Genomic DNA, 25,912 nt, shown 5'->3' on the forward strand with positions numbered 1-25,912 from the left:
GAAACGATGAAGGACCCGGGAATGCACCTTGCAAGGACCGGGTCCTTTACTATAAAATGAATTTTTCCCTGCCTTTGACAGATGAAGGTGGTATAATAATCTTGATGCTGGAGATATAGGCTTTCAGCTGGCGGGAGAAATCCCCAGAGGATGTGCTACCTTCTTAATGAAGGGATCAAAGAAATAAGGCAGTGGAAGCAGGAGAGGAACTCTCCAAGAAGTCTTGAAGTATAGGGTAAGGAGGAAGAAGATGGTAAAGGGACTTGTTATAGCAGGACCAACAGCTGTGGGGAAGACAGCTTTATCTATAAAACTGGCCAAGGCCATGGATGCTGAGATAATATCTGCAGACTCAGCTCAGGTATATAAGGACCTGGATATAGGAACAGCCAAGGTAACTGAAGAGGAGATGGGTGGAGTAATTCATCACATGCTGGATGTGGTAGAACCTGTGGAGAAGTACAGCGTGGGAGAGTATCAAAGAACTGTGGATGAACTTTTGGGGAAGTTAGAAGGTGAAGGGAAGAGCGTAGTGCTTACAGGGGGGACTGGACTGTATATAGGTTCAGTAACTAACGGGCTGGCAGATCTTCCAGAATCGGACCATGAGCTCAGAGCAAAGCTCATGGAGAGGAGCAATGAAAGTCTCTATGAGGAACTAAAGGAATTGGACCCCGAGGCAGCAGAGGGGATCCATCCCAACAATAAGAGGAGGGTGGAGAGAGCTCTTGAGGTATGCCTTCTTACAGGAAAAAAGTTTTCAGTGGTTTCCAAGGAAAATATAAAGGGGAACAACTATCCCTTCCTTAAGGTAGCCCTGGAAAGGGACAGGGGTGTACTCTATGAGAGGATAAACCTCAGGGTAGATATCATGATGGAGGCTGGACTTTTGGAGGAGGTAGAGAGAACCTACAAAAAGTACGGAGAGAACCTGAAAAAGGTGAACATAATCGGGTATGCAGAACTCATAAGATATATCGACGGAGAGATCACCTTAGAGCAGGCTGTGGAGGATATAAAGCAAAACAGCAGAAGGTATGCTAAGAGGCAGTTTACGTGGTTCAAAAATCAGGGGGATTATCTGTGGTATAACCTGGATAAAATGACGGAAGAGGAAATAATGAACGATGTGATCGAAAGGGTGAAATCATCCTAAATCCCCTAAAAATATAAACTTGATAATTTCAAATTGGTGTGCTATCATTGTAATGTTCACCCCATAGGAGAATATAATGGTAAAAAAACTACTTGCTATGTTTACTATAGCAATGCTAACTTTCTCTTGTTCCAGATTGGAAACAAGGGAGGAAAAAGCCCAGGATGCAGAGTTTATGAAACACTATAATTCCTGGGAGATACAGGAAATGGAAAACCTCATTCAAAAGCATATTATAATGGAGGGATATACCCCAGATGTACCTAAGTATGAGAGTATGTTAGAGGAGAGAAGGAGAGCTAAAAAGGAGCTAGAGGAGATCGTAGCCCATATAAGGGAGGAGATCCGAGTTAATAATCTGACTACCCTGGAAGATTATATGTCTAGCGGCCTTAGAAATGCGGCAACCCTGAGGGAGCTCAGAAGGTTTGATTTTAGAGGGTTTAGGATATATACCTCTAAAATTAAATACAACAGGTCCCAGGCATCTAACATAGTGGCTCTAAACTTGGGGGAGGAGACCTTCTATTTTGATGTGAACTATGAATATGAGAAGAAAAGATGGACGATAGTAGATTTTAAGGAAAGAAGGTGAGATTCTTTTGGGAAAAAAGAACGGAATTAAGCTGGTAGTACCTTCTTCTTTACACAATCTAACTCTAATCCGAGCTCTGGCAAAGACCTATATGGAGGCTCAAAACGTAGAAAAACCGGATATAATGAAGCTTTTGTCTGTAATAGACGAACTCGCCACAAATGTAGTGGAACATGCCTACAGGTATGAAACAGGTGAGATGACGATCTTCCTAAGTAAGGAAGGAAACACAGTTCATCTCAGCGTAGAGGATTACGGCGAGGGATATGACGAGAGCAGACTCAGCAAGGATGAAGGTGGAATGGGTCTCTTCATCGTAAAGGGTATGGTAGATGAGTTTGAGATAGAAAAAAAAGAAAAAGGTACAAAATTCAATGTATTAAAAGAAGTTAAGGAGGCTAAGTAATGGTAACAAATTTCGAGATAGTGGAGAAAAATCTTGGAGATATTAAGGTTATAAAGGTTGTGGGGGAATTAGACGCCCTTGTAGCTCCTAAACTTAAAGAAAGACTGATCAAAATGATAGAGGCTGATACAACTAAATTCATCATTGATTTTGAAGAGCTTGTACACATAAACAGTCTGGCAATGGGAATATTAAGAGGGAAACTAAGAAGTGTAAAGGAGATAGGTGGAGATATTAAGTTAATCAAGTTAAATGACCACATAAAGACTATTTTTGAGATGGTAGGACTTGACGAAGTATTTGAAATCTATGAGACAGAAGATGAGGCAGCTTCACACTTCTAAAAAAAATTTAGAAAGGAAGTATGAGAATGAACCCTACAGTGATAACAGCATCTGCAGTAGTAGGTCTGAGCCTGATACTAGCTATGGTATACAAGAAGTCTATAATAGATAAGAAGATAAATGAACTTAACAACTTAGAGGATGAAGTAGCTAAGGCAAAGGTAAAGGCTGAAAAAGTAGTTGAAAATGCTAAAAAGGAAGCAAGTGCTAAGGGCAAGGAGATAGAGCTTAAGGCAAAGGAAAGAGTCTACAATATGAAGGAGGAGGCAGAGAAGGATATCAGATCTGCCAAGCAGGATATTCAGCAGAAGGAAGCTAGAATAGCCAAGAAAGAGGAAACTCTGGATAAGAAGATAGACAGGGTAGAGGCAAAATCCAATGAGCTAGACAAGGTTCAGGAGAAGCTGGATGAAAAGAATAAAGAGATAGAAGTGGTAAGAGCTAAGCAGGAGGAGGAGCTAGAGAGAATAGCTTGTCTTTCTAAGACTGAGGCTAAGGATATGCTTATATCTAAGCTAAAGGATGAGCTTGCCCACGAATCTGCTGTAGCAATCAAGGAGTATGAGGGTAAGGTTAAAGAGGAGAAGGACAGAATCTCCAAGAGGATCATATCCACAGCTATCGGAAAGGCTTCTGCAGACTTTGTAGTGGATGCTACAGTATCTGTTGTAAACCTTCCAAACGATGAGATGAAGGGTAGAATTATAGGTAGAGAGGGTAGAAATATCAGAGCTATCGAAGCAATTACAGGAGTGGACGTAATCATCGACGATACTCCAGAAGCAGTGGTAATCTCAAGTTTTGATGGTGTAAAGAGAGAGATCGCTAGAAACGCCATTGAAAAGCTGGTAACAGATGGAAGAATCCACCCAGCTAAGATTGAGGAAGCTGTAAATAAAGCTAAAAAAGAGATAAACAAGGAAATCATAGAGGCTGGAGAGCACGCTATCCTTGAGCTGGGAATTCCTGGAATGCATCAGGAGATAGTAAAAACTCTTGGAAGACTGAAGTTTAGAACAAGTTATGGTCAGAATGTACTTGTACACTCTATTGAGGTGGCTAAGCTTGCTGGTAACCTGGCTGCAGAGATTGGAGCAGATGCTACTCTTGCTAAGAGAGCGGGACTTCTACACGATGTAGGTAAGGTACTGGATCACGATATAGAGGCTTCTCACGCAATTATAGGTGGGGAGTACCTGAAGAAATTCGGAGAGAAAGCTGAAGTAATAAATGCAGTAGCAGCTCACCACAATGAGGTAGAGTTTGAAACTGTAGAGGCTATCCTTGTTCAGGCAGCAGACGCTGTATCAGCATCCAGACCAGGAGCAAGAAGAGAGACTCTTTCTACATACCTGAAGAGATTAGAGGATCTAGAGGATATCGCTAACTCATTTGAGGGTGTTGACTCATCTTATGCTATCCAGGCTGGAAGAGAGGTAAGAATCATCATCAATCCTGAAAAGATCAATGATGATGCTGCCACTAAGATGTCTAGAGATGTAGCTAAGAAGGTAGAGGAGACTATGCAGTACCCTGGACAGATCAAGGTAACTGTAATAAGAGAAACAAGAGCAACTGAATATGCCAAGTAATCAACTAGAGACGGTTTAGGCCGTCTCTTTTTTTTGTAAAAAAGAAAACCACCTGCTATGCGGGTGGTCCCCAAAAAGCCGGAAGGCTATGCTTATGATATGAAAAAACCTCCCTTGATATAATCACTTTAGGTTTGCCGACCAGTGAATAATTAAGGGAGGTTCAAATGGATAGCAACAGTTTAGCACATACTCGATGGAATTGTAAATATCATATAGTTTTCGCGCCAAAGTATAGGCGACAGATAATATATGGGAAGATAAAACAAGATATAGGACAAATACTTCGAAAGCTCTGTGAAAATAAAAAAGTAGAGATACATGAAGCAAGTGCTTGTAAAGACCACATACATATGCTAGTAAGTATTCCACCTAAGTTAAGCGTTTCAAGTTTCATGGGTTACCTGAAAGGTAAAAGTTCATTAATGATATTTGATAGACATGCGAATTTAAAATATAAATATGGAAATAGACATTTTTGGTGTCGAGGATATTATGTTGATACAGTAGGTAGGAACAGGAAAAGGATCGAGGAGTATATAAGAAGTCAGCTGCAAGAAGGTATTGCTGAGGATCAGTTAACTTTGAAAGAGTATATCGATCCTTTTACTGGAGATAAAGTAAGAAAGAACTAGAAACCAAGAGCTACTTAAGTAGCTGAATGAAATATTACGCGGTTGGCAAACCGTTCAGAAGGGCTTCAGCCCAATGCTGGGACATCGCCCTTCTAGGGCTTGAGCAAACTACCACTTGAAGTGGTAGTTTTGATTGTTGGAGAGGTGTTTCGCTCTCGAGGAGAGCGAGGTACTTTCTTATCTTGATATAAGAAAGTACCCAAAGAAAAGTGGATACTTTTGTCTTGATACAAAAGTATCCAAAAGATCAAGTCTTCCGACAATAGTCTTTATAAGTTGTACAGATCTTTCATTGCTCTCCAGGGCTCTCTACAGAGCCTGAAGAAGTTAAACGCAATGACGTAAACTATTCTAGTGAAGTCGGACGACTGCCTGCAGACAGCCACTTCAATCAAAACTTTAATTCGTGTAAATGCCTCTCCAAATGATTTCGGTCATAATTAGTGTGATTCGTGGCAAGTGTTTAAAGGATACCTTATCAAAAAAGCTTTTTAAATGTAGATTCAATAATTTATGTATAGGTATGTATGGGAGGTTCTAAAGAAATGTCTAGTGAAACCTGGTATTTAAAGGTGAAGAAGGTTAAACTAAAAGTAAAAAAGTCAGGTGATAGAGATGAAAAGGTTTATTGCAATGCTGGCGGTAACCCTCTTCCTGTGTGGGAATAGCTATTCAGAGGAGTATCAGCAGGAGGTAGTAAAGTTGTCCGCCAAAGAAAAGATAGCCTACACGGGGCTGGGGCTTGGAGGCCTTGCAGGGATAGTTCTCATAGCAGACAATATAAGCAGCGACAGCGACGGGACCAAGGTGGAGATAGGAGACCCTCCCCCAGAGGAGCAGCCGTCTCCCATGATGGTCTCTTCATCAGGTCCTTCCTACAGGGAGAAGACCCTGAGGGACATGGGCAGGGTTAACCTATATCTAGAGGACCTATCTACAGTGTTCAGAGAGATGGGAAGGATGAGGAGGGAGGGAGAGGAGAATGAGGTCTCCATCTTTGTGGAAGCCCTGGACAGAAGGGGAGAGTATGAAGGGGTAGTTGGTGGAGCCTACTTCATTAAGGATGTAGGGAAGTACTTAGGGGCAGATGTAAGGGGAAGCCTGGGATATGGACACTCCTCTGTGGACTATGACGGGGGAGCCGAGGGGAGCTCAGAGGTGATCCACTGTGCCCTCCACCTGAACTATGACAGGGAGACCTTTAAAAACTATACCTGGTTATTCAATGAATTTTCCTATAACAGATTTAAGGAGGGGGAGAAAGCCAGATACAGGGGGACAGCCCTGGCTCTGGGGACTGAGAACGGCTACCTTCTTACAGCGGGAAGGTTACAGATAATACCCTTCATCTTTGCCCAGGGGAGCTTCTATAAGAGGGAAGCCATAGAACTGGAGGAGGTAAGGGTAGGCTCCGATAACTATACCTCCTTTAAGTGGGGACCTGGGATAGAGGGAAGATACAAAACTCAGGTAGGAGTCTATGATCTGTCTAACTCCATGAGGGTGATCTACAGGATGGAGGAGGGGAATATCTACGATGAGGTATCCACCTCGCAAGGGAGGATAGAGGATGTAGGGGAGGATGAGGTACTGGAACTATCTCTGGAGAGCACGGCAGAAAGGGATAGGAACTCTATATTTGCAAGGGCAGCCTACTATATCCAGGGGGGAGATAACTACTATGGAGGGAGCCTGGGAGTCAGCTGGAAGCTATAAAAAAATAGAAAATTACTGATAAAAATGATATAATAATTGGGTTATATATATGAGGAATTACTCTTTTAAGAGAGTTAGATGTAGAAGACATAATATTTTTTAAATTAGAAATTAGAAAGTAGGAAGAAAATGAGAATACTAGTAGTAGGTGACGTAGTAGGAAAACCAGGGAGAAACACCCTGAAGACATTTTTGAGCAAGAGGAAGTCGGAGTATGACTTCATCATAGTAAATGGAGAGAATGCAGCAGCAGGATTTGGAATAACTGAAAAACTGGCAGAGGAACTATTCAGCTGGGGAGTGAATGTAATAACCAGTGGAAACCACATCTGGGATAAGAGGGAGATCTATGAATACCTTTCTTGGAACGATGAGATAATAAGACCTCTAAACTATCCAAAGGGAGTGCCTGGAGAGGGTTATACCATCAAGGAAGCTAAAAACGGAGAGAAGGTAGCAGTGGTATCCCTTCAGGGAAGAGTATTCATGCCACCGATCGACTGTCCATTCCAGAGGATAGACGAGGTAATAGAGGATATAAGAAAGGAAGCTAAGTACATAATAGTGGATATGCACGCAGAAGCCAGCTCCGAGAAGGTGGCCCTTGGATGGTACCTGGATGGTAAGGTATCTGCAGTATTCGGAACTCATACCCACATCCAGACAGCAGATGAGAGGATCCTTCATAAGGGAACTGGTTACATCACAGATGCAGGGATGACTGGTTCTACAAATGGAATAATAGGGATGACACAGGAGTCTATAATTCCTAAGTTCCTTACAGCTCTACCTCAGAGATTTGAGATAGCAACTGGAAATGAGAGAATAAACGGACTGGACATCACACTGAACCCGGAAACTGGAATGTGTGAGAAGATGGAGAGAATAAACCTCAAACTAGAGGAGATCTAAAAAACGTAACCACGAATAACACGAATTAACAGCATAAATCAAGGATGGTTAGGGAGCTGACCGCAGGCAGTCGTAGGGCATCACACTAAAAACTTACATCGTTTCGTTGAACTATACAGGTTCAATCTTGAGCCCATAAAAGAAACGAGAACCTTGGAACTTCTTAGAAAGACTGTTGTCGAAGGTCTTGATTTTTCGGATACATTTGTATCAAGACAAAGGTATCGAATGATCTGAGTTTTTAGGAACTTTTATTTAGAGAGAAGTTGCTGAAAAGAAAAGGTTATAGAGCTTGTTAATTAAAAAATTAGGAGAGTATATGAACTTAATTGAAGTAAAAGTAATATTTGATGCAGATAATATAAAGGAAGTCCAGACAGAGATGATAAACCTTCTCTATGAGTTTGGTATACAGGGAGTGAAGATAGAGGAGCCTATGTCCAAGAAAAATGCCTTGGACTTCTACAAGGATGAGAGACAGTTTCTTATGAAGGAGTACTCCCTTTCAGCATACTTCCCAAACAATGCATATGCTGAGAGAAAGAAGGAGCTCTTCACCAATGTCTTTGAGGAGAGATTCGGTGAGAGGGAGGACGTAATCTACAATATAGACTTCTATGAGCACGATGAGGAGGACTATCAGAATGCCTGGAAGAAGTACCTCTACCCTGAAAAGGTAAGTGACAGGTTTGTAGTAAAGCCTACCTGGAGGGAGTATGAGGCTGAGGAGGACGAGATGGTAATCGAGCTGGATCCAGGAAGAGCCTTTGGTACAGGATCTCACCCTACAACATCTCTGTGTCTGAAGCTTATGGAGGATCACATTGTGGAGGGAGAAACTGTAATCGATGTAGGTACAGGTTCTGGAATCCTTATGGTGGCAGCGGACAAGCTGGGAGCCGGAGATATCTGGGGAGTAGATATAGATGAGCTGGCTGTGGAATCAGCTAAGGAAAACCTGGAGCTCAACAAGGTAAACCAGGAGAAGACCCATGTATTCAAGGGGGACCTGGTAAAGGTCGTTGAGGACAGAAAGTTTGATGTGGTAGTGGCAAATATCCTAGCCGATGTAATCCTACTTCTGTTAGAGGATATGAGCAGAGTCATCAAAAAGGACGGGCTTATGATCCTTTCTGGAATTATCGAGGACAAACTTCCTGAGATAGAGCAGAAGATAAAAGCTCTAGGATTTGAAATAGTGGAGGTAAAGGCCGATAAGGAGTGGAGAGCAATAGCTGCCAAGGCCTAAAAGATAAAAAATTTAAATAAGCCACCGGGCAACACAAAGACATCACAAACTTATCATAGAATAGAAATGTTTTATGGTAAGTCCTGCGATGGTGTGACCTGGTGGCAAAAATTATATAAAATTACAGGGAGTGAAGATAGTGGATAATTTTATTGTAGCAGTAGATGGTCCCGCAGGAAGCGGAAAGAGCACAATTTCTAAGATAGTGGCAAAGGAGTATGACCTTACATACCTGGATACAGGGGCAATGTACAGGATGGTGGCTCTGTGTTCTCTGGAAAACAATGTAGACCTCAAGGACAGAGGGGCAGTATCTGAGATGCTGGACGGGATAAAGCTGGATATCCAGGGGGAGAAGTTTATATTAAACGGGAAGGATGTATCCCACGATATAAGAACTCCAAGGGTAACGGCTATCGTATCCGATGTGGCAGCAATAAAGGAAGTAAGGGTAAAGCTTGTGGATCTTCAGAGGGAGATCAGCAAGGGTAAGAAGGTAATTCTAGACGGTAGAGATATTGGAACTGTGGTATTTCCAAATGCCCACCTGAAGGTATTTCTGGTAGCCAGCGCAGAGGAGAGAGCTAACAGAAGACTGAAGGAGTACAAGGAGAAGGGGATAGATATATCCTTCCAGGAGGTACTGGAATCCATCCAAAACAGAGACCATATCGACTCCACAAGGGAGGAGAGTCCTCTAAAGAAAGCAGAGGATGCCCTGGAAGTGGATACTAGCTCTAAGACCATAGAGGAAGTGTGCAATAAGATATCGGCTTTAATTGAAGCGAGGCTTTAGGGAGAAAAGAATGGACAAGAAGAAGTTGCTCCTTGCAGGAGCTGCAATACTGATACTTATAGTGGGGATGATGATCTACTCCACCTCCAAGGAGAATAAGTATAAGAAGTTTGTGGCGGAGCAGACCCAGGCAGAAGTTACCAGGGTAGCAGAGGAGATAGAGGCTCAGGGAGCCAAGAGGTGGGTTGAGATAGAGAAGGACGAGGAAGGCTACAGGATCAGAGCAGAGAGGGGAACTACAATAGAGATTCCTGAAACCCAGTACCTTTTAAGGGAAACACTGAAAACTGGGGATACTGAAACTGTAAGCTATATGAATGGTGAGGGGAGCTTAGCAGAGAGGGTTGAGATAAGCTACTACGATGCTCCAAAGCTGGCTATCCTCATAGATGATGTGGGAATGAGTATGGGAGCTGCAGGTTACTTTGGGGAGATAGATGAAGCCCTTACCTTTGCAACAATACCATTCCTTCCAAAGAGCAGACAGGCTACAGAAAAGCTCCAGGAGGACGGTTTTGAAGTGATCCTACACATGCCTATGGCGGGATCCAGTGACTCCCTGAACAGCAGAACCGAGGGAATCCTTCTTCCTACAATGTCCAGGGAGAAGATCTACGATGCCTTTGACAGAGCCCTTGAGGATGTAGGGCGTGTGGATGGCTTTAACAACCACATGGGATCCAGGCTTACAGCCAATGAGAAGAAGATGAGGGAGCTTCTGGGATATGCCAAGAGAAAGGACCTCTACTTTATAGACAGCAACACTGCAGTGAATAACCTGGGGTACCCGATCTCCAAGGAGCTAGGTCTTCCAACCTACTACGCCTCCCACTTCCTGGATAACAGCAGGGATATGGAGGATATGAAGAGGGAGATAAGAAGATCTGTGGGACTGGCTAAACACAAGGGTCAGGTCCTTGTAATAGGACACTACCACAAGGGACTGGCTATAGCAATAAAGGAGATGCTCCCATATATAGAGGAGCAGGGAGTTAAACTGGTTTTTGCAAGGGAGCTCCTTGAAACTAATTAATTTTCACTCTCCAAGGAGAGCGAGGTACTTTCTTACCATGATGTAAGAAAGTACCCAAAGAAGATCTAGGGATTCATAATTGTCTTCTTGGGCAATAACAAATTTTTCGTTCCTTTGCCGGGCTCTCTACAGAGCCTGAAGGAGTGTAACGGAACGGATTAGACTTTATTGTGAAGCTCGACGACTATGAACTCCGCGTATTTAATTTGTGGAAGTATTTTTATGAATTAAGTTATGAAGTTGTCTGGAGCTATCGATGAAGCTTTTGGCAAAGGTGAGCATACTAGGCTGTTAAGCAGGATAAGTTCCGCAAGGCTAGAAGCCTGAGGACTGTAGCTTGAAAAAGCCGTAAGAAGAGTATCTTCTTCTGAGATATAACGTAAGACTAGACTTTCTTTGGTTCGTTTCTTGTGTTATGACAAGAAATGAACAACTTAATGAAAATGAAAAAGTACTTTAACTTAAAAGTAAAAAAAAGTTATAATAGAAGAAAAGTATACCCTAGAATAGGGTATATTTTTTTGAAAAAATATAGAAGAGGTGGATGAAGATGATCTACAATCTGTTGAGGATATTGCTCTATGTTGTAATATCTGTAGTTTCAATTTTTAATAAAAAAATAAGAACCTTTGTGGATAAGAGGCTCTTTCAGGACTACGACCTGAGAAGGGGAAAGTACTTCTGGGTACACTGTGCCTCGGTGGGAGAGGTAAACCTCTCTGAATCCCTTGTGAGAAAACTTTTGGCCAAGGGACATGAGAGGGTCCTGGTGACTATGATGACCGAAACGGGCATGGCAACAGCCAGGGCCAAGTATGAGAAGGATGACAGGGTGCACCTCCTTTACTTTCCATTGGATGATCTCTCTGCCATAAGGAAGATCCTGAAAAATATAAGTCTTCAGAGCCTTATCATAGTGGAGACGGAGATCTGGCCAAACCTCATAAGGGAAGCAGCCAAGAGATCCAAGGTGTGCATGGTAAACGGAAGGATATCCGACAAGTCCTTTGGTTCCTACAAGAGGTTTGACTTCTACCTCAAGGGGCTCTTTAAGAGGATAGAGCTATTCCTCATGCAGACGGAGGAGGATAGCAGACGAATCATTGAGCTGGGAGCCCCAGAGGAAAGGGTAGAAAACATCGGAAACCTAAAGTTTGACATAGAGCTGGAGGACTTCAGCCCCTCAGATATAGAGGATATCAAGAGGGAGCTCAAGCTGGAGAACAGAAGGGTAATAGTAGCAGGAAGCACAAGGGACGACGAGGAGGAGTATGTACTGGAGGCCTATGAGGAGCTGAAGAGCGACTACTTCCTCTTCCTGGTTCCGAGGCATATAGAGAGGACCGAGGATATATGCACCCGGCTTCTGGATGGGAACTACAGATACCAGAGGTGGAGTGAGATGGCAGCAGAAGGCAGGATGGAGATAGGGGAGGATACCCAGATAGTTGTGGTGGATGCCATAGGTGTACTCCGTAAGCTCTATGCCATCTCCCACGTGGCCTATGTGGGAGGTACCCTTGTAAATGTAGGTGGACACAGTTTACTGGAACCCCTCTACTACAGAAAACCTCCAATCTTCGGCGGATACCTGCAGAACGTGAAAGAAATATCAAGAGAAGTGATAAAAAGGAAGATAGGCTACAAGATAGACGGAAGTATGGGTTTTGTAGACGCTGTAAGATCTCTGGAAAGAGATGACGTGAAAACAAAGGATATCGATGATTTCTTTGAGGAAAACAGGAGGTCAACTGAGAAAGCTTATGAAAGAATTATTGACATAATATAAATATTTTTATACAATAACTTGTTCTTTTGTTTTTTTTGGAAAAGAACGTTAAGGTGTTAAATTTTTATTATTATTTTATCAAAAAATCTAAACAGATATAGAATTAGGAGGGAAGATGCCTAATAACAAAGTAGGAGATATGTGGAAACATTTCTTCGAGAAACCAAAGAAAGCTTATAACCCTTATATGGTAAGGTTAGCGGAGTATCCAGAGTACATCATGTATGACAGAAGTATAATGGATTCCTACAAAAACAGATGGACCGAGTACTTTGGAAATGATAATCCAATCTACCTGGAGATCGGTTCAGGATCCGGAAACTTTGCCAACGGTATGTGTGAGAAGTATCCAGAGAGAAACCACATGGCCATCGAGATAAGGTTTAAGAGGTTACATACATCAGCTAGGAAAGCAAAGAAGATTCCTCTAGAGAACGTACTCTTCATCCAGAGAAAGGGAGAGGAGATCCTTAACTTCATAGGAGATGAGGAGATAGCGGGAATGTATATCAACTTCCCGGAGCCATGGGATCACAAGCCTAAGAACAGGGTACTTCAGCCATCAACTATAGAGATGATGAGAAAGATCTTTAGGAAGGGCGGAAAGCTGTTCTTTAAGACGGACCACGACGAGTACTTTGAGTCGGTTCTTGAGTTCATGAAGGATATAGAGGGGTTTGAAGTTGTGTACCAGACAACAGATCTTCACAACGACCCTAAAAACGCAGACAATGTAATGACTGAGTTTGAAAGCTTATTCTTACACAAGCACAACAAAAACATAAACTATTTAGAGATTGAAAAACTCTAACAGGAGAAGTTAATAACTTAATTCATAATAAATGTAAGTTTGTTGGAAATGAGATATTGTAATTATAATTTTTGGAAAGAGGTGTTTTAATTGGCAGGATACGTAGTAGTAGGAACTCAATGGGGTGACGAAGGAAAAGGTAAGATAATTGACGTACTAGCACACAAGGCGGATTACGTTGTAAGATTCCAGGGTGGAAACAATGCAGGACACACTGTGGTAGTAAATGGAGAGAAGTTTATCCTTCACCTATTACCTTCAGGGATGCTTCACGGAAACGGAAAGTGTATCATCGGTCCAGGAGTAGTAGTAGACCCTAAGGTACTATTAAAGGAACTGGCTACATTAGAGGAAAAGGGAGCAAAGACAGATCACCTGTTCATCTCGGACAGAGCTCACCTAATCATGCCATACCACGTAAAGCTGGATGAGCTAAAGGAAGAGGCTAGAGGAGCTAACAAGATCGGAACTACTAAGAGAGGAATCGGACCTTGTTACTCAGACAAGATTGCAAGATGCGGTATCAGAGCAGTAGACCTTCTAGATATGGAAGCTTTTGCTGGAAAGCTTAAGACTAACCTAGAGGAGAAGAACGCTCTATTCACTAAGATATACGGATCAGAGGCTATGGACTTTGACGCTATCATGGAGGACTTCAAGGGGTACTCTGAGAAGCTAAAGCACAGAATCATGGACTCTGTACCTGAGATCAACAAGGCACTGGATGAGGATAAGATGGTAATGTTCGAAGGAGCTCAGGCTATGATGCTTGATATCAACTACGGAACTTACCCATATGTTACATCTTCATCACCTACAACTGGTGGAGTAACTACTGGTGTAGGAGTATCACCTAAGAAGATCGACAGAGCTATCGGAGTAATGAAGGCTTACACTACAAGAGTAGGAGAGGGACCATTCGTTACTGAGCTTCTAGACGAGACTGGTGAGCAGCTAAGAAAGGTAGGAGCTGAGTTTGGAGCAACTACTGGAAGACCAAGAAGATGTGGATGGCTAGACGCTGTAGTTGGTAAGTACGCTGTAGATATCAACGGACTGACTGACGTTGTAATCACTAAGATCGACGTTCTTAGCGGATTAGACACAATCAAGATCTGTACAGGATATGAGATCGACGGAGAGGTTTACACAACTGTACCTTCATCTATCGAGAAGCTTGCTAAGGCAAAGCCTGTATATGAGGAGTTACCAGGATGGAAGGAAGACATCACTCAGATGAAGGAATATGAGGAGCTTCCAGAGAACTGTAAGAAGTACATCAAGAGAATGGAAGAGCTAGTAGGATGCCCTATTACTGTAGTATCTGTTGGTCCAGACAGAACTCAGAACATCTTCCTAAGAGAGATATAGGATTTAATTTAACTTTTAAAGTTATGAGAGGAGCTGTAATTAGCTCCTCTTTTTTAGTTGAGTATTTTATTAATTTTATTCTTATAACTAATAACCTTTAATTAATTTGTACTTTCTTTGATCCTCCAAAGAAAGTACCCAAGAAAGGAGGCCTCTTTCCAAAGGTTTCCTGAGTAGGATAGTTAATCTCCGACCTTTGGAAGCTACAGTCCTCGCTCCATAGCCCAATATATTAGTTTATCACTGCGGAACTTATTCTGTTGGACGGTCTGGTTGATCTTTTAAGTACAAAGTTATATCAACTGGAAAGAGGAGATTTTATCAGAATCTAAGAATGGATACTTCAGAGATTCTAAAAAAATGGCCGACTGCCGTCAGTCGTCGCGCATCACTAAACTACTTTACTTCGACTCGTCAAACAGAATAGGTTCTATCTAGAGCCTGTAAAAAGAGTCGAAAACTAAGTATTGTCCATAAAGACAATTGACAGAAGTCTTGAATTTTTAGGTACCTTTTGTTTCAAGACAAAAGGTACGCTCATATTAAGAATAGAGGAGTTAAAAAAAGTTAAATTTGAGATAAGAAGAGTAGATTTAACCCTTTATTTCCCTTAGAGGGAGAAAGAAGATTGATACTTCCTCTAAATTGTGTTATATTGTATATGTAAAGAAAAAAGACTTGACACTTTTTGGTGAATCATATATAATGTAGGAGTAATTTATGGAATTAGATGAGTTTTTAGAGGTATCGCTTTTGCTCGATTATTACAAGAATTTATTGAGTGATAAGCAGAAGGAATATATGCTAGAACACTTTGAAAAAGATCTTTCACTGTCGGAGATAGCCAAGAATCACAGTGTGAGCAGACAGGCTGTGTACGACAACATAAGAAGAGGGATGAAGATCCTGAGAGAGTATGAAAGAAAGATCGGATTCTGCCAGAGAGAGAGGGAGTTCATGGATTCCCTGGAAGAGCTTAGAAAAGACTTCACTCTTACTAAGCTGGATGAGATAAAAGACAGATTAGAATCTTAAGAGGTGACTTAATGCTAGATAACTTAGGTGGTAGGTTTCAGGAGATCTTTAAGAAGGTTAAGGGTCACGGGAAACTGAATGAAGACAATATAAAAGCTGCTCTAAAAGAAGTAAGATTATCTCTTCTTGAGGCAGACGTAAACTACAAGGTAGTTAAGGACTTTGTCAACAGGATAAAGGAGAAGGCTATCGGTGAAGAGGTAATGACTGGAATCAACCCGGGACAGCAGTTTGTTAAGATAGTAAACGACGAACTTGTGGAACTTCTGGGAGGAACCAACGCAAGACTTACCAAGGCACCAAAGGCTCCAACTGTAATAATGCTTGCAGGACTACAGGGAGCGGGTAAAACAACATTTGCAGCAAAGCTTGCAAAGTTCCTAAAGAAGCAGGGAGAGAGACCTTACTTAGTAGGAGCAGACGTATACAGACCGGCGGCTATGAAGCAGCTTCAGGTACTGGGAGAGCAGATAGATGTTCCTGTATATGTAGAGGAAGGCAGCAAGGATGCTAGAGGTATCTGTGACAATGGACTTGCCATTGCCAAGGAAAACAAGGCAACATATGTAATCCTGGATACAGCTGGTAGACTTCACATAGATGAGTCTCTTATGGATGAACTGAGAGACATTAGAAAAGCAACAAGACCACAAGAGATACTATTAGTAGTAGATGCAATGATCGGTCAGGACGCAGTAAACCTTGCTGAGTCATTTAATAACACACTGAACATAGACGGAGTGGTACTTACTAAGCTAGACGGTGACACCAGAGGTGGTGCGGCACTATCTATCAAGGCTGTAGTAGGAAAGCCAATTAAGTTTGTAGGTGTGGGAGAAAAGATAGATGATATCGAACTCTTCCATCCAGAGAGACTTGTGTCAAGAATCCTGGGAATGGGAGATGTAGTATCACTGGTAGAAAAGGCTCAGGAAGCCATAGATGAGGATGACGCTAAGTCGCTAGAGGAGAAGATAAAAAATCAATCCTTCGACCTGGAAGATTTCCTGAAGCAACTGCAGAACATCAAGAAGTTAGGACCTATTGGAAATATCTTAAAGATGCTGCCAGGTGTGGGGGATATCGGAGACCTTGCTCCAGCTGAAAAGGAGATGAAGAAGGTAGAGGCTATAATCCAGTCTATGACAAAGCAGGAGAGAAAGAAGCCAGAGATCCTGAAGGCAAGCAGAAAGAAGAGAATTGCCAAGGGTAGTGGAACTGAAGTTTCAGATGTAAACAAACTTCTAAAGCAGTTTGAGCAGATGAAGCAGATGATGAGGATGTTTAGCGGAGGAAATATGCCGAGTTTACCTGGAATGAAGGGTGGACGTAGAGGAATGAAGTTTCCTTTCTAAAAAATAGATAACGCGGATAAATAAAAAAATATAAGATAAAAGGAGAACATAATATGTTAAAATTAAGATTAACTAGAATGGGAAGCAAGAAGAAGCCATCATACAGAGTAGTAGCAATGGAAGCACTTACAAAGAGAGACGGTAAAGCAGTAGCTTACCTTGGAAACTACTTCCCACTAGAGGATTCAAGAGTAGTACTAAAGGAAGAGGAGATCGTTAAGCACCTTATGAACGGAGCTCAGCCTACAAGAACTGTAAAGTCTATCCTAGTTAAAGCTGGAGTATGGGCAAAGTTCGAAGAAGCAAAGAAGAACTAATTGACCTTTCAAACCTCACTAGAAATAGTGAGGTTTTTTTCTTTTTGAAAGAAACCGTTACTTCTCTCTTGAAAAAGAAGTAACCAAGAGTTCAAGACTTCTGTCAATGACCTTTTGAAGTAGGTCAAAGTCTGCGACTCTTTTTACAGGCTCTAGATAGAACCTATACTGTTTGACGAGTCGAAGCAGCATAGTCTGTGAAGGAGAACGGCCTGACTGCAGTCGGCCAAGGGACTATAAAACCTTAGAACCTAATATTTTGTAGGAGATGGTGAAAGTATAAAGTAATATCGACTGCATCAGACGGTAAAAACAAATTCAAGGGCTTGTGAGAGATCATAGGTCTTTTTTCTTTTTTTGATTTAAAGTTAATATTTCTCTCTTAAAAACTTGTTCATTTCTTTTGGTCAGCAAAAGGAAACGAACCAAAGTAGCGCAGAGCCTTATAACTAAAATATAGTCGTTGTAAAAAATAACTCCTTATTTCAGAAAAAAACTGACCTTCCTTTATAATTTCTCCTAAGTAGAATATTAATATTCGACCTTTATAAGCTACAATTGATGTTCTGTAAGATAGTAATAATGTAAAACACATCAATAAACTTAACCTGTCTAACGGTCTGGTAAAATTTGAAAGTACAAAGCCACATCGATATAAAGGGAGGGGGACTCACCTTAGAAAAAATAAGAACTCTGTGAAAGGGAAACTTTTTCCATTCACTTACGATATTTTCAAATAGCCAGATAAAAGCTAGAATAACCTTTATAAGTCAAAATTAGAGCTATATTTGAAAAATGTCCTTGTCTTTAATTGTACTTATGAGGCATATTTAGACAAGAGCCAAAAATATGATGATGGCAACTATAGAATAATCCGGGGTGATACAATGACTTATATTGAATATGTTAAGGATGAGGAAAAAGATAGAATTATCGGGATAGATGAGAAGGGGAAAGAAAAAGTAGTTTTTATGGGAGTAGAGGAATTTAAGAGGGAGATTATTCAGGAGAAAAGGTGCTTTATCTGTGGTGCTCCCCGAAAAAGGAAGGGGATAAAAATAGAAGGCGCTAAGAACTTTAACGGCGAACATATAATACCCTACTGGGTGATACGAAGGTGCAGCCTATCAAGGAAAAAAATAGCCTTACCAGACGGATATAAACTACGCTATATCAGATATAAGATTCCCTGCTGTGAAGAATGTAATTCTGAACTTGGAAGGATAATTGAAAAGCCCGTAAGCAGATTATTTTTTAAGGGAAATGAAGAACTGTTAAAATACCCAAGAAAAAAGAGCGTCAACCTTGACCTGTTCAAATGGCTGTGCCTTATCTTTATAAAGACCCACCTGAAGGATAATAGTCTGATGACAGCAATAGATGAAGGAAGGGAGTCCTTTGACTGGAAGGGTTTACACCATATCTGGTGTGTTTCAAGGAGCCCCTTTACAGGAGCAGTCTTAGGAGAAGGGGTTCTGGGAAGTCTTATAGTCCTTGAATGTGAGGATATAAAGGGTCGCCACTATGATTATATAGATGATCTATCAAATAAAACAATAATGATTAAGATCGGAAAAATCTGCCTAATCGGGGTTTTAGATGATGCAGGTGCAGTAAAAAATATTCTAAAAGACACTTTAAAAGAAATCAAGGAGCCAGTAACCGACCTTCAAAGACTGGAAATCTTTTCGCACGTCAACTATATCAGACTAAACCTCAAAAATTTACCTACCTTTCATTCTGTTATTACTGAAGAAAACAAATACAAAATTGAGTCTAAACAGCCAAATGAAATATATTTAAAACCTAAAGAAGATAGAGAAAGTTCAGTTAGGGAATTCTTGGATTTTTACCTTGGAGGTACATTAATAAGGTAACAAAGAAAAAAGAGAATAGGGCAAAGAAGGAAAAATTATCATTCCCCAGACATATAAAAAGAGGTCTTTTTTTAAAGAATACATAAATCAAATCATAACTTTAAAAGTTAACGAACGTTGACAAAGGATTTTAAATACTATATCATGATGGTTGGGGTGTTTTACCTATTTATTAGGTAGTATTCTTTCCTTTTAATGTATTATGTTATTAAGTCCATATTTGGTTAATTTAATGTATGAAACACCCCATAAAAGTCGAAAATATTGAGGCCTAAAATGATAAAAGCAGAAGATTTAGTAAATATTTGTAGAAATTACATTCTTTTAGAAAGTTCAGGAATAGGGATTGATAAGAAAACTAAATATTTTTTCCAGAAAAAAGGAGAAGAGTATTTTCAAAATATAGCAGATAAAATGAAGAATGCGGAATATAAATTTGTACCTTATAAAGAAAAGTTAGTCTTAAAAGGTAAAAATAAATATCCTCGAGTTATTTCTATTCCGGGGTATCAAGATAAGATAGTTTTAAAGTATTTGAGTAAAAGATTAATAAAGGACTATTATGAAGGTGAGTCGTTGGAGCTTGCTCAAAAGAAAATAGGTGAAATTTTAGAGAAAAGAAAGAAATATAAATATTTTATAAAACTTGATTTAACTAATTTCTATGATAATATAAACCACCATATTTTATTTAATATACTAAAGACAAAGGAAGAAATTAGTGAAACTATAAATTTTCCAATATTTCCATTAGTAAAAAAAGCAATAGAAACACCAGTAGTTGAAGAAAACTCTTCTGATTTTGAAAAAAACAAGAAGAATATTAGAGGTGTCCATCAAGGATTGGCTATTTCCAATATTCTTGCAGAAATATACCTAGAAAAATTTGACGAGGAATTGAAAAAAGAAAAAGGTTTAGAGTGTTTTAGGTATGTTGATGATATTTTGATTTTTTTTAATAATGAAGAAGTTAAATCTCACTATATGGAAAAAGCAAAAGAGATTTTAGAAAAGATAGAATTAAAGCTTCTGAATGAATATCATTTAGAATTAAATAAATCGAAAACTGATTTTGGGAAAATAGAGAATGGAATAGAATACTTAGGTTATAAAATTTGTAGTAATAAAATCACAGTAAAACGTTCAAATGTTTTAAAGTTTGAAAAAAAGATGGAAAAATTGTTTTCAGAATATAAGTATATAAGTCAACATAATGAGAAATTAAAAAAATTTCAAATTTGGAGAATAAATAACTTTATTACAGGCATAAAGGTAAAATCAACAGAAGATGAAAAGAAGGTTAAAAAATATGGATGGCTATTTTATTTTTCTAAAATAGATGATTTATTATTAGTGTATCATTTAGATTATTTACTAAAAAAGTTTTCTAAAAAATATGGATTAGAGCATTCAAAATTAAAAAGATTTTCTAGAAGTTTAAATGAAATAAAATTTAATAAAGAAAGCATATACATTTTAGATGTAGATAAAGAATATCCTTCAATTGATGAAAAAATGAAATTTTTGATAGAAATGAATCTATATGAAAATGTTGAATTAAAGAATAAATCAGATGAAAATATTGAGAAGCTTTTTAATGGGATTCTTTTTAAAACGATTAAAGAGTTAGAAGAAGATAAAGGGAAGGAAAGTTAAATATGGCTGAATCATTTAGAAAGAAACTAATTAATAGAATTTGGTGGACCAAAAAGATAAGAATGGAAAGTGAGCAAAGGCTTTTAAAATTAGCGAAAAGAAATTCTTTCTTAAATATTTATTATTCATCTTTTATATTAATTGCGTCTTTACTTTCGTATACTAAACCTGAAATTTTTTCAAAAAATATAGACAGTGATTTATTAATTCTTATTTTTTCAATTTTGTTAACTATATTTTCAGTTTATACAGCAAATAATAGGTATCTTGAGAGAGCAGACCAAATGAAAGAATGCTATACTTCATTGACGGTTCTAGAAGGTAGACTTGCTTTATTAAAGGATGATGAGTTTGAAAAAATCGACGCTATCAATGTGGATTATCAAAATATTATGAACAAAGTAGAAAATCATTTAGAAGAAGATTTTCTTGTATTAAAAGAAGAGAAAAAATTTGATGAGTGGATAAAATATATTTATTTGATTTTGAAACGAAAGCTATTAACATTAATAACCGTAGTGTTGCCAATCATAGTTGTGGCAATATTACTGAATATAAATAGTGCAAAAGCTTTAAAGGTAAACCCACCAGATATAAAAACTATAGAACAAGAAAAAAATTGAGTGTAGATAGTCGTCAATCACCACACTAAAAACTAACTTCGTTTCGTCCAACAGTATAGGTTCAATCTTGAGCCCATAAAAGGAACGGAAACCTTGTAAAACCCCAAAAGACTATTATCGGAGGTCTTGATTTTTCGGATACATTTGTATCAAGACAAAGGTATCGAATTTGTTGAATTTTAAAAAGGTAGGAACCCAGGTTCCTACCTTTTATTTACCTCCACAAGATCCCTCCAGTACTTCTTGGGCATGAAGTTCCTCTGGCACCTGGGGTTTTCCCTCCCCTCTATGCTCACTGCATCGAAGAAGGTCCTCCACAGATCCATATATCCCTCCTCCTCCCCATGAAGGAGTTCAGATCCCTCTTTATATGTAAGGAGTTCCTCACTTACCCCGGTAAGTTTTGAGATCTCGCTACTTTTATTTTGTGAGGAGTAGATCAGAGCCATCCCCCTTCTAACATCGTGGATGACAAAATCCTGGTCCGAGAACCTCCCTGCAAAGTGATCTCCTATAAGGGGAAGGACATTGCAATCGGGGTTTATTATGGCGTAGTAGGTGTCGTCTTTGATCCTTCTAAACCTAACAAAACCCTTGAACTTGTGGGCTTCATGGGATGCTCTCATTGCCGCCTTATCTATAACCTCCACCGACTTTAGATAGATTCCCTCTATACTTCCTCCCCTTTTAATGAGGCTGTAGATATAGCTGAAGATATCATCCTCTATCCCGGTTTTCTCGGAAAGAAAGGCCATAAAGAGCTTCCTCACAACACCCCTACCCGCCGTAGCTTCAAGCTTATTAAAGACCCTCTCACTCCGCTCCAGGTCTGTCTCTATATACTCCCCCTGAAAGAGAGTTCCAACATCCCTTCGTCCAATAACTCCCCTGAATTCTTTTCTCTTAAACCTCTCATAGACTACACTTAGGAGCCCTTGGAAGGTTTCATCGTAGGTATAATTCATATCTCCTCCTAAAACAGCTGAAGCTGACTGCTTCTTTTATCGGAAAGTCTTCCTATAAGGATATCCTTGTCCAGGATATAGCTGTCCATATATCTTCCATTTATAGTTATAAAATATTTAGCCCTCTTTAATACTATCCCCATCTTCTTGAGGCTCTCAAAGTTAAGCACCGTGTCCCTCCTATAGTGAACTATCCTCTTGGCCCCCTTAATCCCTATCCCGGGCACTCTCAGAAGGAGTTCATAGGATGCCCTGGTTATCTCCACAGGAAAGAGGTCCAGGTTGTTCAGGGTCCATCCAACCTTGGGGTCATACTCCTCCTTGAGAAAGGGGTCCCTCTCATCTAAAATCTCCCTGGCCTCAAACCCGTAGAGCCTCATGAGCCAGTCAGCCTGGTAGAGCCTGTGCTCCCTTAAAAGGGGAGGCTTGGTACTCAGGGCAGGAAGGTTCTCGCTGTTGTTCACAGGCATGTAGGCGCTGTAGTAGACCCTCTTGAGGCTCATCCTGTTGTAGAGGTTTTCAGCCAGGTTTAAGATCTGTCTGTCCGACTCGGGGCTCGCTCCTACTATGAGCTGGCTGGTGTGCCCCGCCGGAGCAAACTCTGGAACCCTTTTTTTCTTAGACCTCTCAAGCTGGTAGTGTTCATACTCCTCTCCGATATACTTTATGGGCTTCAGTATGTTTTCCCTGTTCTTTTCCGGAGCCAGGAGCTTCAGGGATTTCTCAGAGGGGAGCTCTATATTCACACTCAACCTGTCGGAATACCTTCCTGTCTCCCTGATGAGCTCCCTGCTTGCTCCGGGGATGGCCTTGGTGTGGATATATCCTCTGAACCCGTGCTCCAGCCTGAGCTTCTTTACCACCCTCATTATGAGTCCCTGGGTGGTGTCCTCATCCTTGATTATCCCGCTGCTCAGAAAGAGCCCCTCTATATAATTTCTCCTGTAGAAGGAGATGGTAAGATCCACTATCTCATCCACTGTAAAGGCAGCCCTCCTCACCTTGTTTGTTCTCCTATTGCAGCAGTAGCTACAGTCGTAGATACAGTAGTTTGTGAGAAGAATCTTGAGAAGGGAAACACACCTGCCATCAGCGGTCCAGCTGTGGCAGATACCGCTTGAGGATGCACTACCCAGCCCCCCGGAGCTGCCCCTGCTGCTTCCGCTGCTGGAACAGCTGGCATCATACTTGGCTGCATCTGATAATATCTCTAACTTTTCCTTTATATTCATTCTTCATTCTCCTTTAATGACCTATACAAAATTATACCTCAAATCTATAATTTTATCTATATATAATTATAGATAGTTTTTTTAATTGAAACTTTGAAATAATAACTTCTCTCTTGAAACTCTGCGTTCCTTCTTTGCTTGTCCAAAGAAGGAACCTAAGAAAGGACACCTCTTTTCAAATGTTTCATTGGTAGAGTTATGGCTCTCAGACCTTTATAAGCTACAGTCCTCGTTTTACTGCGGAACTTATCCTGTTGGACGGTCTGGATAATTCCTTGAATGCAAAGCTAGATCAACTGAAAAGAGGACTTTTTTGAAGCTTTAACAGATCTTTATGGAGCAAAGCGCAATAAGATATTCAACTTTCTTTACCGAACGACCGGAGATAGTCGTCACACTTCACAGTAGGTATCTGCTTCGTTCCGTCGCGCTTATTAGGTTCTATCTAGAGCCGATAGAAGGAACGGTAGCTTTGCATAAGCTCCAAAAGACAATTGTCGTAGGTCTTGATTTTTCGGATACATTTGTATCAAGACAAAGGTATCGAATTTGTTGAACAAACAAAGAAGGAACTGTTATAATAAGAAAATTTTAGAGGGGTGAAATATAAAAAAAGGTAACCTCTATAGGTTACCTTTTTCATCTATTGGAGTTTATACATTTCAGACATTATCTCCTCTAATTTAGCGGTAATCTGGTAATTAGTAAGTCCATGAAGGTTTACCATTATAGAGAATGCCAATAACTCATCATTGGAATTTGTGATGTATCCACTATAACTTTTAACTCCTGTAAGAGTACCGCTTTTCCCGTGTAGATTGTTTCTTAAAGGAGGTTTGTTAAAGTCTTGGAAGGTACCACGCTGTCCGGCAACTGCCAGAGATCCATAATAATCCTCTGCATATTCCGATGAATACATATAGGAAAGGAGTTCTATGGTGTTATTAGGTGTAACTCTACTGTACCTGGATAGCCCTGAACCATCATATAGCCTAAAACCCTGAAGGTTTAATGTTTCATACCAATACCTGCTAATACTGATAGGTCTGGTTTTGGCCAGTTCTTTTTCAGCTTCCAGCTTCAAGGTTTCAGCATATAGGTTTATACTGTAGCTGTTCATAAGGACAGATATCCTCTCTAGCGAAGGGGAGTAATGGGTGAAGAAAACCTTTGAATGGGAAGAGGTCTGAACTACCTCAAAGCCATTATTAATGGAAATACCATTTTTTTCAAGGTTTTTTCTGAAGAGATCCCCAAGGAGTAAACCAGGGTCTGGAACAGGTACTTCCTTAGAGACCGAGGTATAGACCTCCCCTACTGCCACTATACTTTTTCCATAGGGTGGTGCAGAAACAGTGACCTTATTAGCTTTACTATTTGTTGTATCATTGATAACTTCAACAGTGGAAGTAGATGGTGTTATATTTGTCCCACCGTCTCTACTAAAATCTACAAGTACGATGTTATCCAGGATATTAACTCCTGAAGGGGGAGCACCAAAGGAGGTTGACATATCCCTCCACTCCCAGGTATTGATAGCAGTATTAATTTTATTAAAGTGTGAGTCATCCACTAATACTTTACCATTGACCCTATTAATCCCCAGACTCTTAACTTCATCGGCCCACTCATCTAAAAAAGCCAGCTGTGTATCTATCCTGCCGGGAGTAGCTTTAGACTGCATATTAAATCTCCTGTTGAACAGGTATTTAGATCCAAGAGTGGGGTCCCCTCCTCCAATAATATACAGATCACCATTAAGGGTTCCATCGGGAGAGATCTCTCCCCTGTAAGCTAATCTTGTTTTAAATCTATAGTCCTTCCCTAATATCTCCATAGCTGCTGCACCTGTATATAGCTTTGTATTGGAAGCAGGTATAAAGGAGCTGTCTTCATTTCTTTCAAATATAGTCTCACCACTACTCAGGTTTACAACCTTAATTCCATAGTGGGATGAATTAAGACCTCTTTCAGAGAAGATTGAGTCGACTTTCTCTGCGAAAAAAGAGTTATCAATAACTATCTCTTTTGGTTTTTCTTCGGTCTTATCTTCAGTCTCTTTAGAGTCGGAGATCTCATCCTCTTTTACCCTTTCCTGTGAAGAGGTATCCTCTCCAGGAATTATAACTTCCTTTTCTTTAGAGATTTCCTCCTCTGTGGGAACTACCTTTTTTTCACTGGCATCACTCTTTGAAGTATGAGTATCTTTAGCAGGCTCTACTTTCTCCTCTATAGCAGGTTTTTCTGTAGAAATCTCTTCAATAGGTTTGCTAGACTGCTCCCTTGTTATAACTTCTTCATTAACTATATCTTTAGAAACCTTTGCTTCCCTTGGCTCGGAACTGCTGCAGGAAACAAGGAAGACAAACAGAAAAATAGAAGAAATAATTTTATTCTTTAAAAATTTCATATCCTCTCCTTAATTATTGTTATGAGGTCGATTCCCT

The 25,912-nt window shown here is 40.1% G+C and carries 23 protein-coding genes; 20 read left to right on the forward strand and 3 right to left on the reverse strand.

The window, feature by feature from the left end:
• Nucleotides 1–250: 250 nt before the first annotated feature.
• The 20 genes from miaA (at nt 251) to QMG11_RS08270 (ending at nt 21,268) form a co-directional block, all read left to right on the forward strand.
• Nucleotides 251–1,156, forward strand: a complete 906-nt coding sequence (gene miaA / locus QMG11_RS08175) for a tRNA (adenosine(37)-N6)-dimethylallyltransferase MiaA (protein WP_281835026.1) — start codon at nt 251–253, stop codon at nt 1,154–1,156.
• A gap of 76 nt (nt 1,157–1,232) precedes the next feature.
• Nucleotides 1,233–1,751, forward strand: a complete 519-nt coding sequence (locus QMG11_RS08180; protein WP_281835027.1) for a hypothetical protein — start codon at nt 1,233–1,235, stop codon at nt 1,749–1,751.
• 7 nt (nt 1,752–1,758) lie between these two features.
• The gene (locus QMG11_RS08185; protein WP_281835029.1) at nt 1,759–2,157 is read left to right on the forward strand and encodes an ATP-binding protein; all 399 of its coding nucleotides are present in this window, start codon (nt 1,759–1,761) and stop codon (nt 2,155–2,157) included.
• On the forward strand, nt 2,157–2,501 hold the full coding sequence (locus tag QMG11_RS08190; protein ID WP_281835030.1) for an STAS domain-containing protein: 345 nt from the start codon (nt 2,157–2,159) through the stop codon (nt 2,499–2,501). Before QMG11_RS08185 ends, QMG11_RS08190 begins: the two co-directional genes overlap by 1 nt.
• A gap of 26 nt (nt 2,502–2,527) precedes the next feature.
• Nucleotides 2,528–4,093, forward strand: coding sequence for a ribonuclease Y (gene rny, locus QMG11_RS08195; protein ID WP_281835032.1), 1,566 nt, complete (start codon nt 2,528–2,530; stop codon nt 4,091–4,093).
• 167 nt (nt 4,094–4,260) lie between these two features.
• Nucleotides 4,261–4,728, forward strand: coding sequence for an IS200/IS605 family transposase (tnpA, locus tag QMG11_RS08200; RefSeq protein ID WP_281835035.1), 468 nt, complete (start codon nt 4,261–4,263; stop codon nt 4,726–4,728).
• A gap of 615 nt (nt 4,729–5,343) precedes the next feature.
• Complete coding sequence (locus QMG11_RS08205; RefSeq protein WP_281835037.1) at nt 5,344–6,444, forward strand: autotransporter domain-containing protein; 1,101 nt, start codon at nt 5,344–5,346, stop codon at nt 6,442–6,444.
• 129 nt (nt 6,445–6,573) lie between these two features.
• Entirely contained in the window at nt 6,574–7,356 is a 783-nt protein-coding gene (locus tag QMG11_RS08210; RefSeq protein ID WP_281835038.1) for a TIGR00282 family metallophosphoesterase, read from the forward strand.
• A gap of 319 nt (nt 7,357–7,675) precedes the next feature.
• A complete protein-coding gene (prmA, locus tag QMG11_RS08215) occupies nt 7,676–8,605 on the forward strand; it encodes a 50S ribosomal protein L11 methyltransferase (RefSeq protein WP_281835040.1) in 930 nt (309 codons plus the stop codon).
• A gap of 139 nt (nt 8,606–8,744) precedes the next feature.
• On the forward strand, nt 8,745–9,401 hold the full coding sequence (gene cmk, locus QMG11_RS08220; protein WP_281835041.1) for a (d)CMP kinase: 657 nt from the start codon (nt 8,745–8,747) through the stop codon (nt 9,399–9,401).
• A gap of 10 nt (nt 9,402–9,411) precedes the next feature.
• Entirely contained in the window at nt 9,412–10,434 is a 1,023-nt protein-coding gene (locus QMG11_RS08225) for a divergent polysaccharide deacetylase family protein (protein ID WP_281835042.1), read from the forward strand.
• A gap of 550 nt (nt 10,435–10,984) precedes the next feature.
• On the forward strand, nt 10,985–12,223 hold the full coding sequence (locus tag QMG11_RS08230) for a 3-deoxy-D-manno-octulosonic acid transferase (protein WP_281835044.1): 1,239 nt from the start codon (nt 10,985–10,987) through the stop codon (nt 12,221–12,223).
• A 115-nt stretch (nt 12,224–12,338) separates the two neighbouring features.
• Nucleotides 12,339–13,034, forward strand: a complete 696-nt coding sequence (gene trmB, locus QMG11_RS08235) for a tRNA (guanosine(46)-N7)-methyltransferase TrmB (RefSeq protein ID WP_281835046.1) — start codon at nt 12,339–12,341, stop codon at nt 13,032–13,034.
• A gap of 90 nt (nt 13,035–13,124) precedes the next feature.
• Nucleotides 13,125–14,405, forward strand: a complete 1,281-nt coding sequence (locus QMG11_RS08240) for an adenylosuccinate synthase (protein ID WP_281835048.1) — start codon at nt 13,125–13,127, stop codon at nt 14,403–14,405.
• Nucleotides 14,406–15,125: 720 nt separating this feature from the next.
• Nucleotides 15,126–15,440, forward strand: a complete 315-nt coding sequence (gene ylxM, locus QMG11_RS08245) for a YlxM family DNA-binding protein (RefSeq protein WP_281835050.1) — start codon at nt 15,126–15,128, stop codon at nt 15,438–15,440.
• 11 nt (nt 15,441–15,451) lie between these two features.
• Nucleotides 15,452–16,795, forward strand: coding sequence for a signal recognition particle protein (gene ffh / locus QMG11_RS08250; protein WP_281835051.1), 1,344 nt, complete (start codon nt 15,452–15,454; stop codon nt 16,793–16,795).
• A 53-nt stretch (nt 16,796–16,848) separates the two neighbouring features.
• The gene (gene rpsP, locus QMG11_RS08255; RefSeq protein WP_281835053.1) at nt 16,849–17,112 is read left to right on the forward strand and encodes a 30S ribosomal protein S16; all 264 of its coding nucleotides are present in this window, start codon (nt 16,849–16,851) and stop codon (nt 17,110–17,112) included.
• An 887-nt stretch (nt 17,113–17,999) separates the two neighbouring features.
• Entirely contained in the window at nt 18,000–18,989 is a 990-nt protein-coding gene (locus QMG11_RS08260) for a hypothetical protein (protein WP_281835055.1), read from the forward strand.
• A gap of 276 nt (nt 18,990–19,265) precedes the next feature.
• Entirely contained in the window at nt 19,266–20,645 is a 1,380-nt protein-coding gene (locus QMG11_RS08265; protein ID WP_281835056.1) for a reverse transcriptase/maturase family protein, read from the forward strand.
• A gap of 2 nt (nt 20,646–20,647) precedes the next feature.
• Nucleotides 20,648–21,268, forward strand: a complete 621-nt coding sequence (locus QMG11_RS08270) for an SLATT domain-containing protein (RefSeq protein ID WP_281835057.1) — start codon at nt 20,648–20,650, stop codon at nt 21,266–21,268.
• A gap of 203 nt (nt 21,269–21,471) precedes the next feature.
• On the opposite strand, the gene QMG11_RS08275 is transcribed toward QMG11_RS08270, so the two are convergent.
• The 3 genes from QMG11_RS08275 to dacB form a co-directional block, all read right to left on the reverse strand.
• Entirely contained in the window at nt 21,472–22,233 is a 762-nt protein-coding gene (locus QMG11_RS08275) for a TIGR03915 family putative DNA repair protein (RefSeq protein ID WP_281835058.1), read from the reverse strand.
• An 8-nt stretch (nt 22,234–22,241) separates the two neighbouring features.
• A complete protein-coding gene (locus tag QMG11_RS08280; RefSeq protein ID WP_281835060.1) occupies nt 22,242–23,465 on the reverse strand; it encodes a putative DNA modification/repair radical SAM protein in 1,224 nt (407 codons plus the stop codon).
• A 643-nt stretch (nt 23,466–24,108) separates the two neighbouring features.
• Nucleotides 24,109–25,875: a D-alanyl-D-alanine carboxypeptidase/D-alanyl-D-alanine endopeptidase gene (dacB, locus tag QMG11_RS08285; RefSeq protein WP_281835061.1), complete on the reverse strand. Its 1,767-nt coding sequence runs from the start codon at nt 25,873–25,875 to the stop codon at nt 24,109–24,111.
• Between the last annotated feature and the right edge of the window lie 37 nt (nt 25,876–25,912).

The sequence above is a fragment of the Propionigenium maris DSM 9537 genome, from assembly GCF_027925155.1.
Taxonomy (GTDB): domain Bacteria; phylum Fusobacteriota; class Fusobacteriia; order Fusobacteriales; family Fusobacteriaceae; genus Propionigenium; species Propionigenium maris.

Coding starts and splice junctions, on each gene's coding strand:
- miaA (WP_281835026.1), top strand. CDS start 251: ATGGTAAAGGGACTTGTTATAGCAGGACCAACAGCTGTGGGGAAGACA.
- QMG11_RS08180 (WP_281835027.1), top strand. CDS start 1,233: ATGGTAAAAAAACTACTTGCTATGTTTACTATAGCAATGCTAACTTTC.
- QMG11_RS08190 (WP_281835030.1), top strand. CDS start 2,157: ATGGTAACAAATTTCGAGATAGTGGAGAAAAATCTTGGAGATATTAAG.
- rny (WP_281835032.1), top strand. CDS start 2,528: ATGAACCCTACAGTGATAACAGCATCTGCAGTAGTAGGTCTGAGCCTG.
- tnpA (WP_281835035.1), top strand. CDS start 4,261: ATGGATAGCAACAGTTTAGCACATACTCGATGGAATTGTAAATATCAT.
- QMG11_RS08205 (WP_281835037.1), top strand. CDS start 5,344: ATGAAAAGGTTTATTGCAATGCTGGCGGTAACCCTCTTCCTGTGTGGG.
- QMG11_RS08210 (WP_281835038.1), top strand. CDS start 6,574: ATGAGAATACTAGTAGTAGGTGACGTAGTAGGAAAACCAGGGAGAAAC.
- prmA (WP_281835040.1), top strand. CDS start 7,676: ATGAACTTAATTGAAGTAAAAGTAATATTTGATGCAGATAATATAAAG.
- QMG11_RS08225 (WP_281835042.1), top strand. CDS start 9,412: ATGGACAAGAAGAAGTTGCTCCTTGCAGGAGCTGCAATACTGATACTT.
- QMG11_RS08230 (WP_281835044.1), top strand. CDS start 10,985: ATGATCTACAATCTGTTGAGGATATTGCTCTATGTTGTAATATCTGTA.
- trmB (WP_281835046.1), top strand. CDS start 12,339: ATGCCTAATAACAAAGTAGGAGATATGTGGAAACATTTCTTCGAGAAA.
- ylxM (WP_281835050.1), top strand. CDS start 15,126: ATGGAATTAGATGAGTTTTTAGAGGTATCGCTTTTGCTCGATTATTAC.
- ffh (WP_281835051.1), top strand. CDS start 15,452: ATGCTAGATAACTTAGGTGGTAGGTTTCAGGAGATCTTTAAGAAGGTT.
- rpsP (WP_281835053.1), top strand. CDS start 16,849: ATGTTAAAATTAAGATTAACTAGAATGGGAAGCAAGAAGAAGCCATCA.
- QMG11_RS08260 (WP_281835055.1), top strand. CDS start 18,000: ATGACTTATATTGAATATGTTAAGGATGAGGAAAAAGATAGAATTATC.
- QMG11_RS08265 (WP_281835056.1), top strand. CDS start 19,266: ATGATAAAAGCAGAAGATTTAGTAAATATTTGTAGAAATTACATTCTT.
- QMG11_RS08270 (WP_281835057.1), top strand. CDS start 20,648: ATGGCTGAATCATTTAGAAAGAAACTAATTAATAGAATTTGGTGGACC.
- QMG11_RS08275 (WP_281835058.1), bottom strand. CDS start 22,233: ATGAATTATACCTACGATGAAACCTTCCAAGGGCTCCTAAGTGTAGTC.
- QMG11_RS08280 (WP_281835060.1), bottom strand. CDS start 23,465: ATGAATATAAAGGAAAAGTTAGAGATATTATCAGATGCAGCCAAGTAT.
- dacB (WP_281835061.1), bottom strand. CDS start 25,875: ATGAAATTTTTAAAGAATAAAATTATTTCTTCTATTTTTCTGTTTGTC.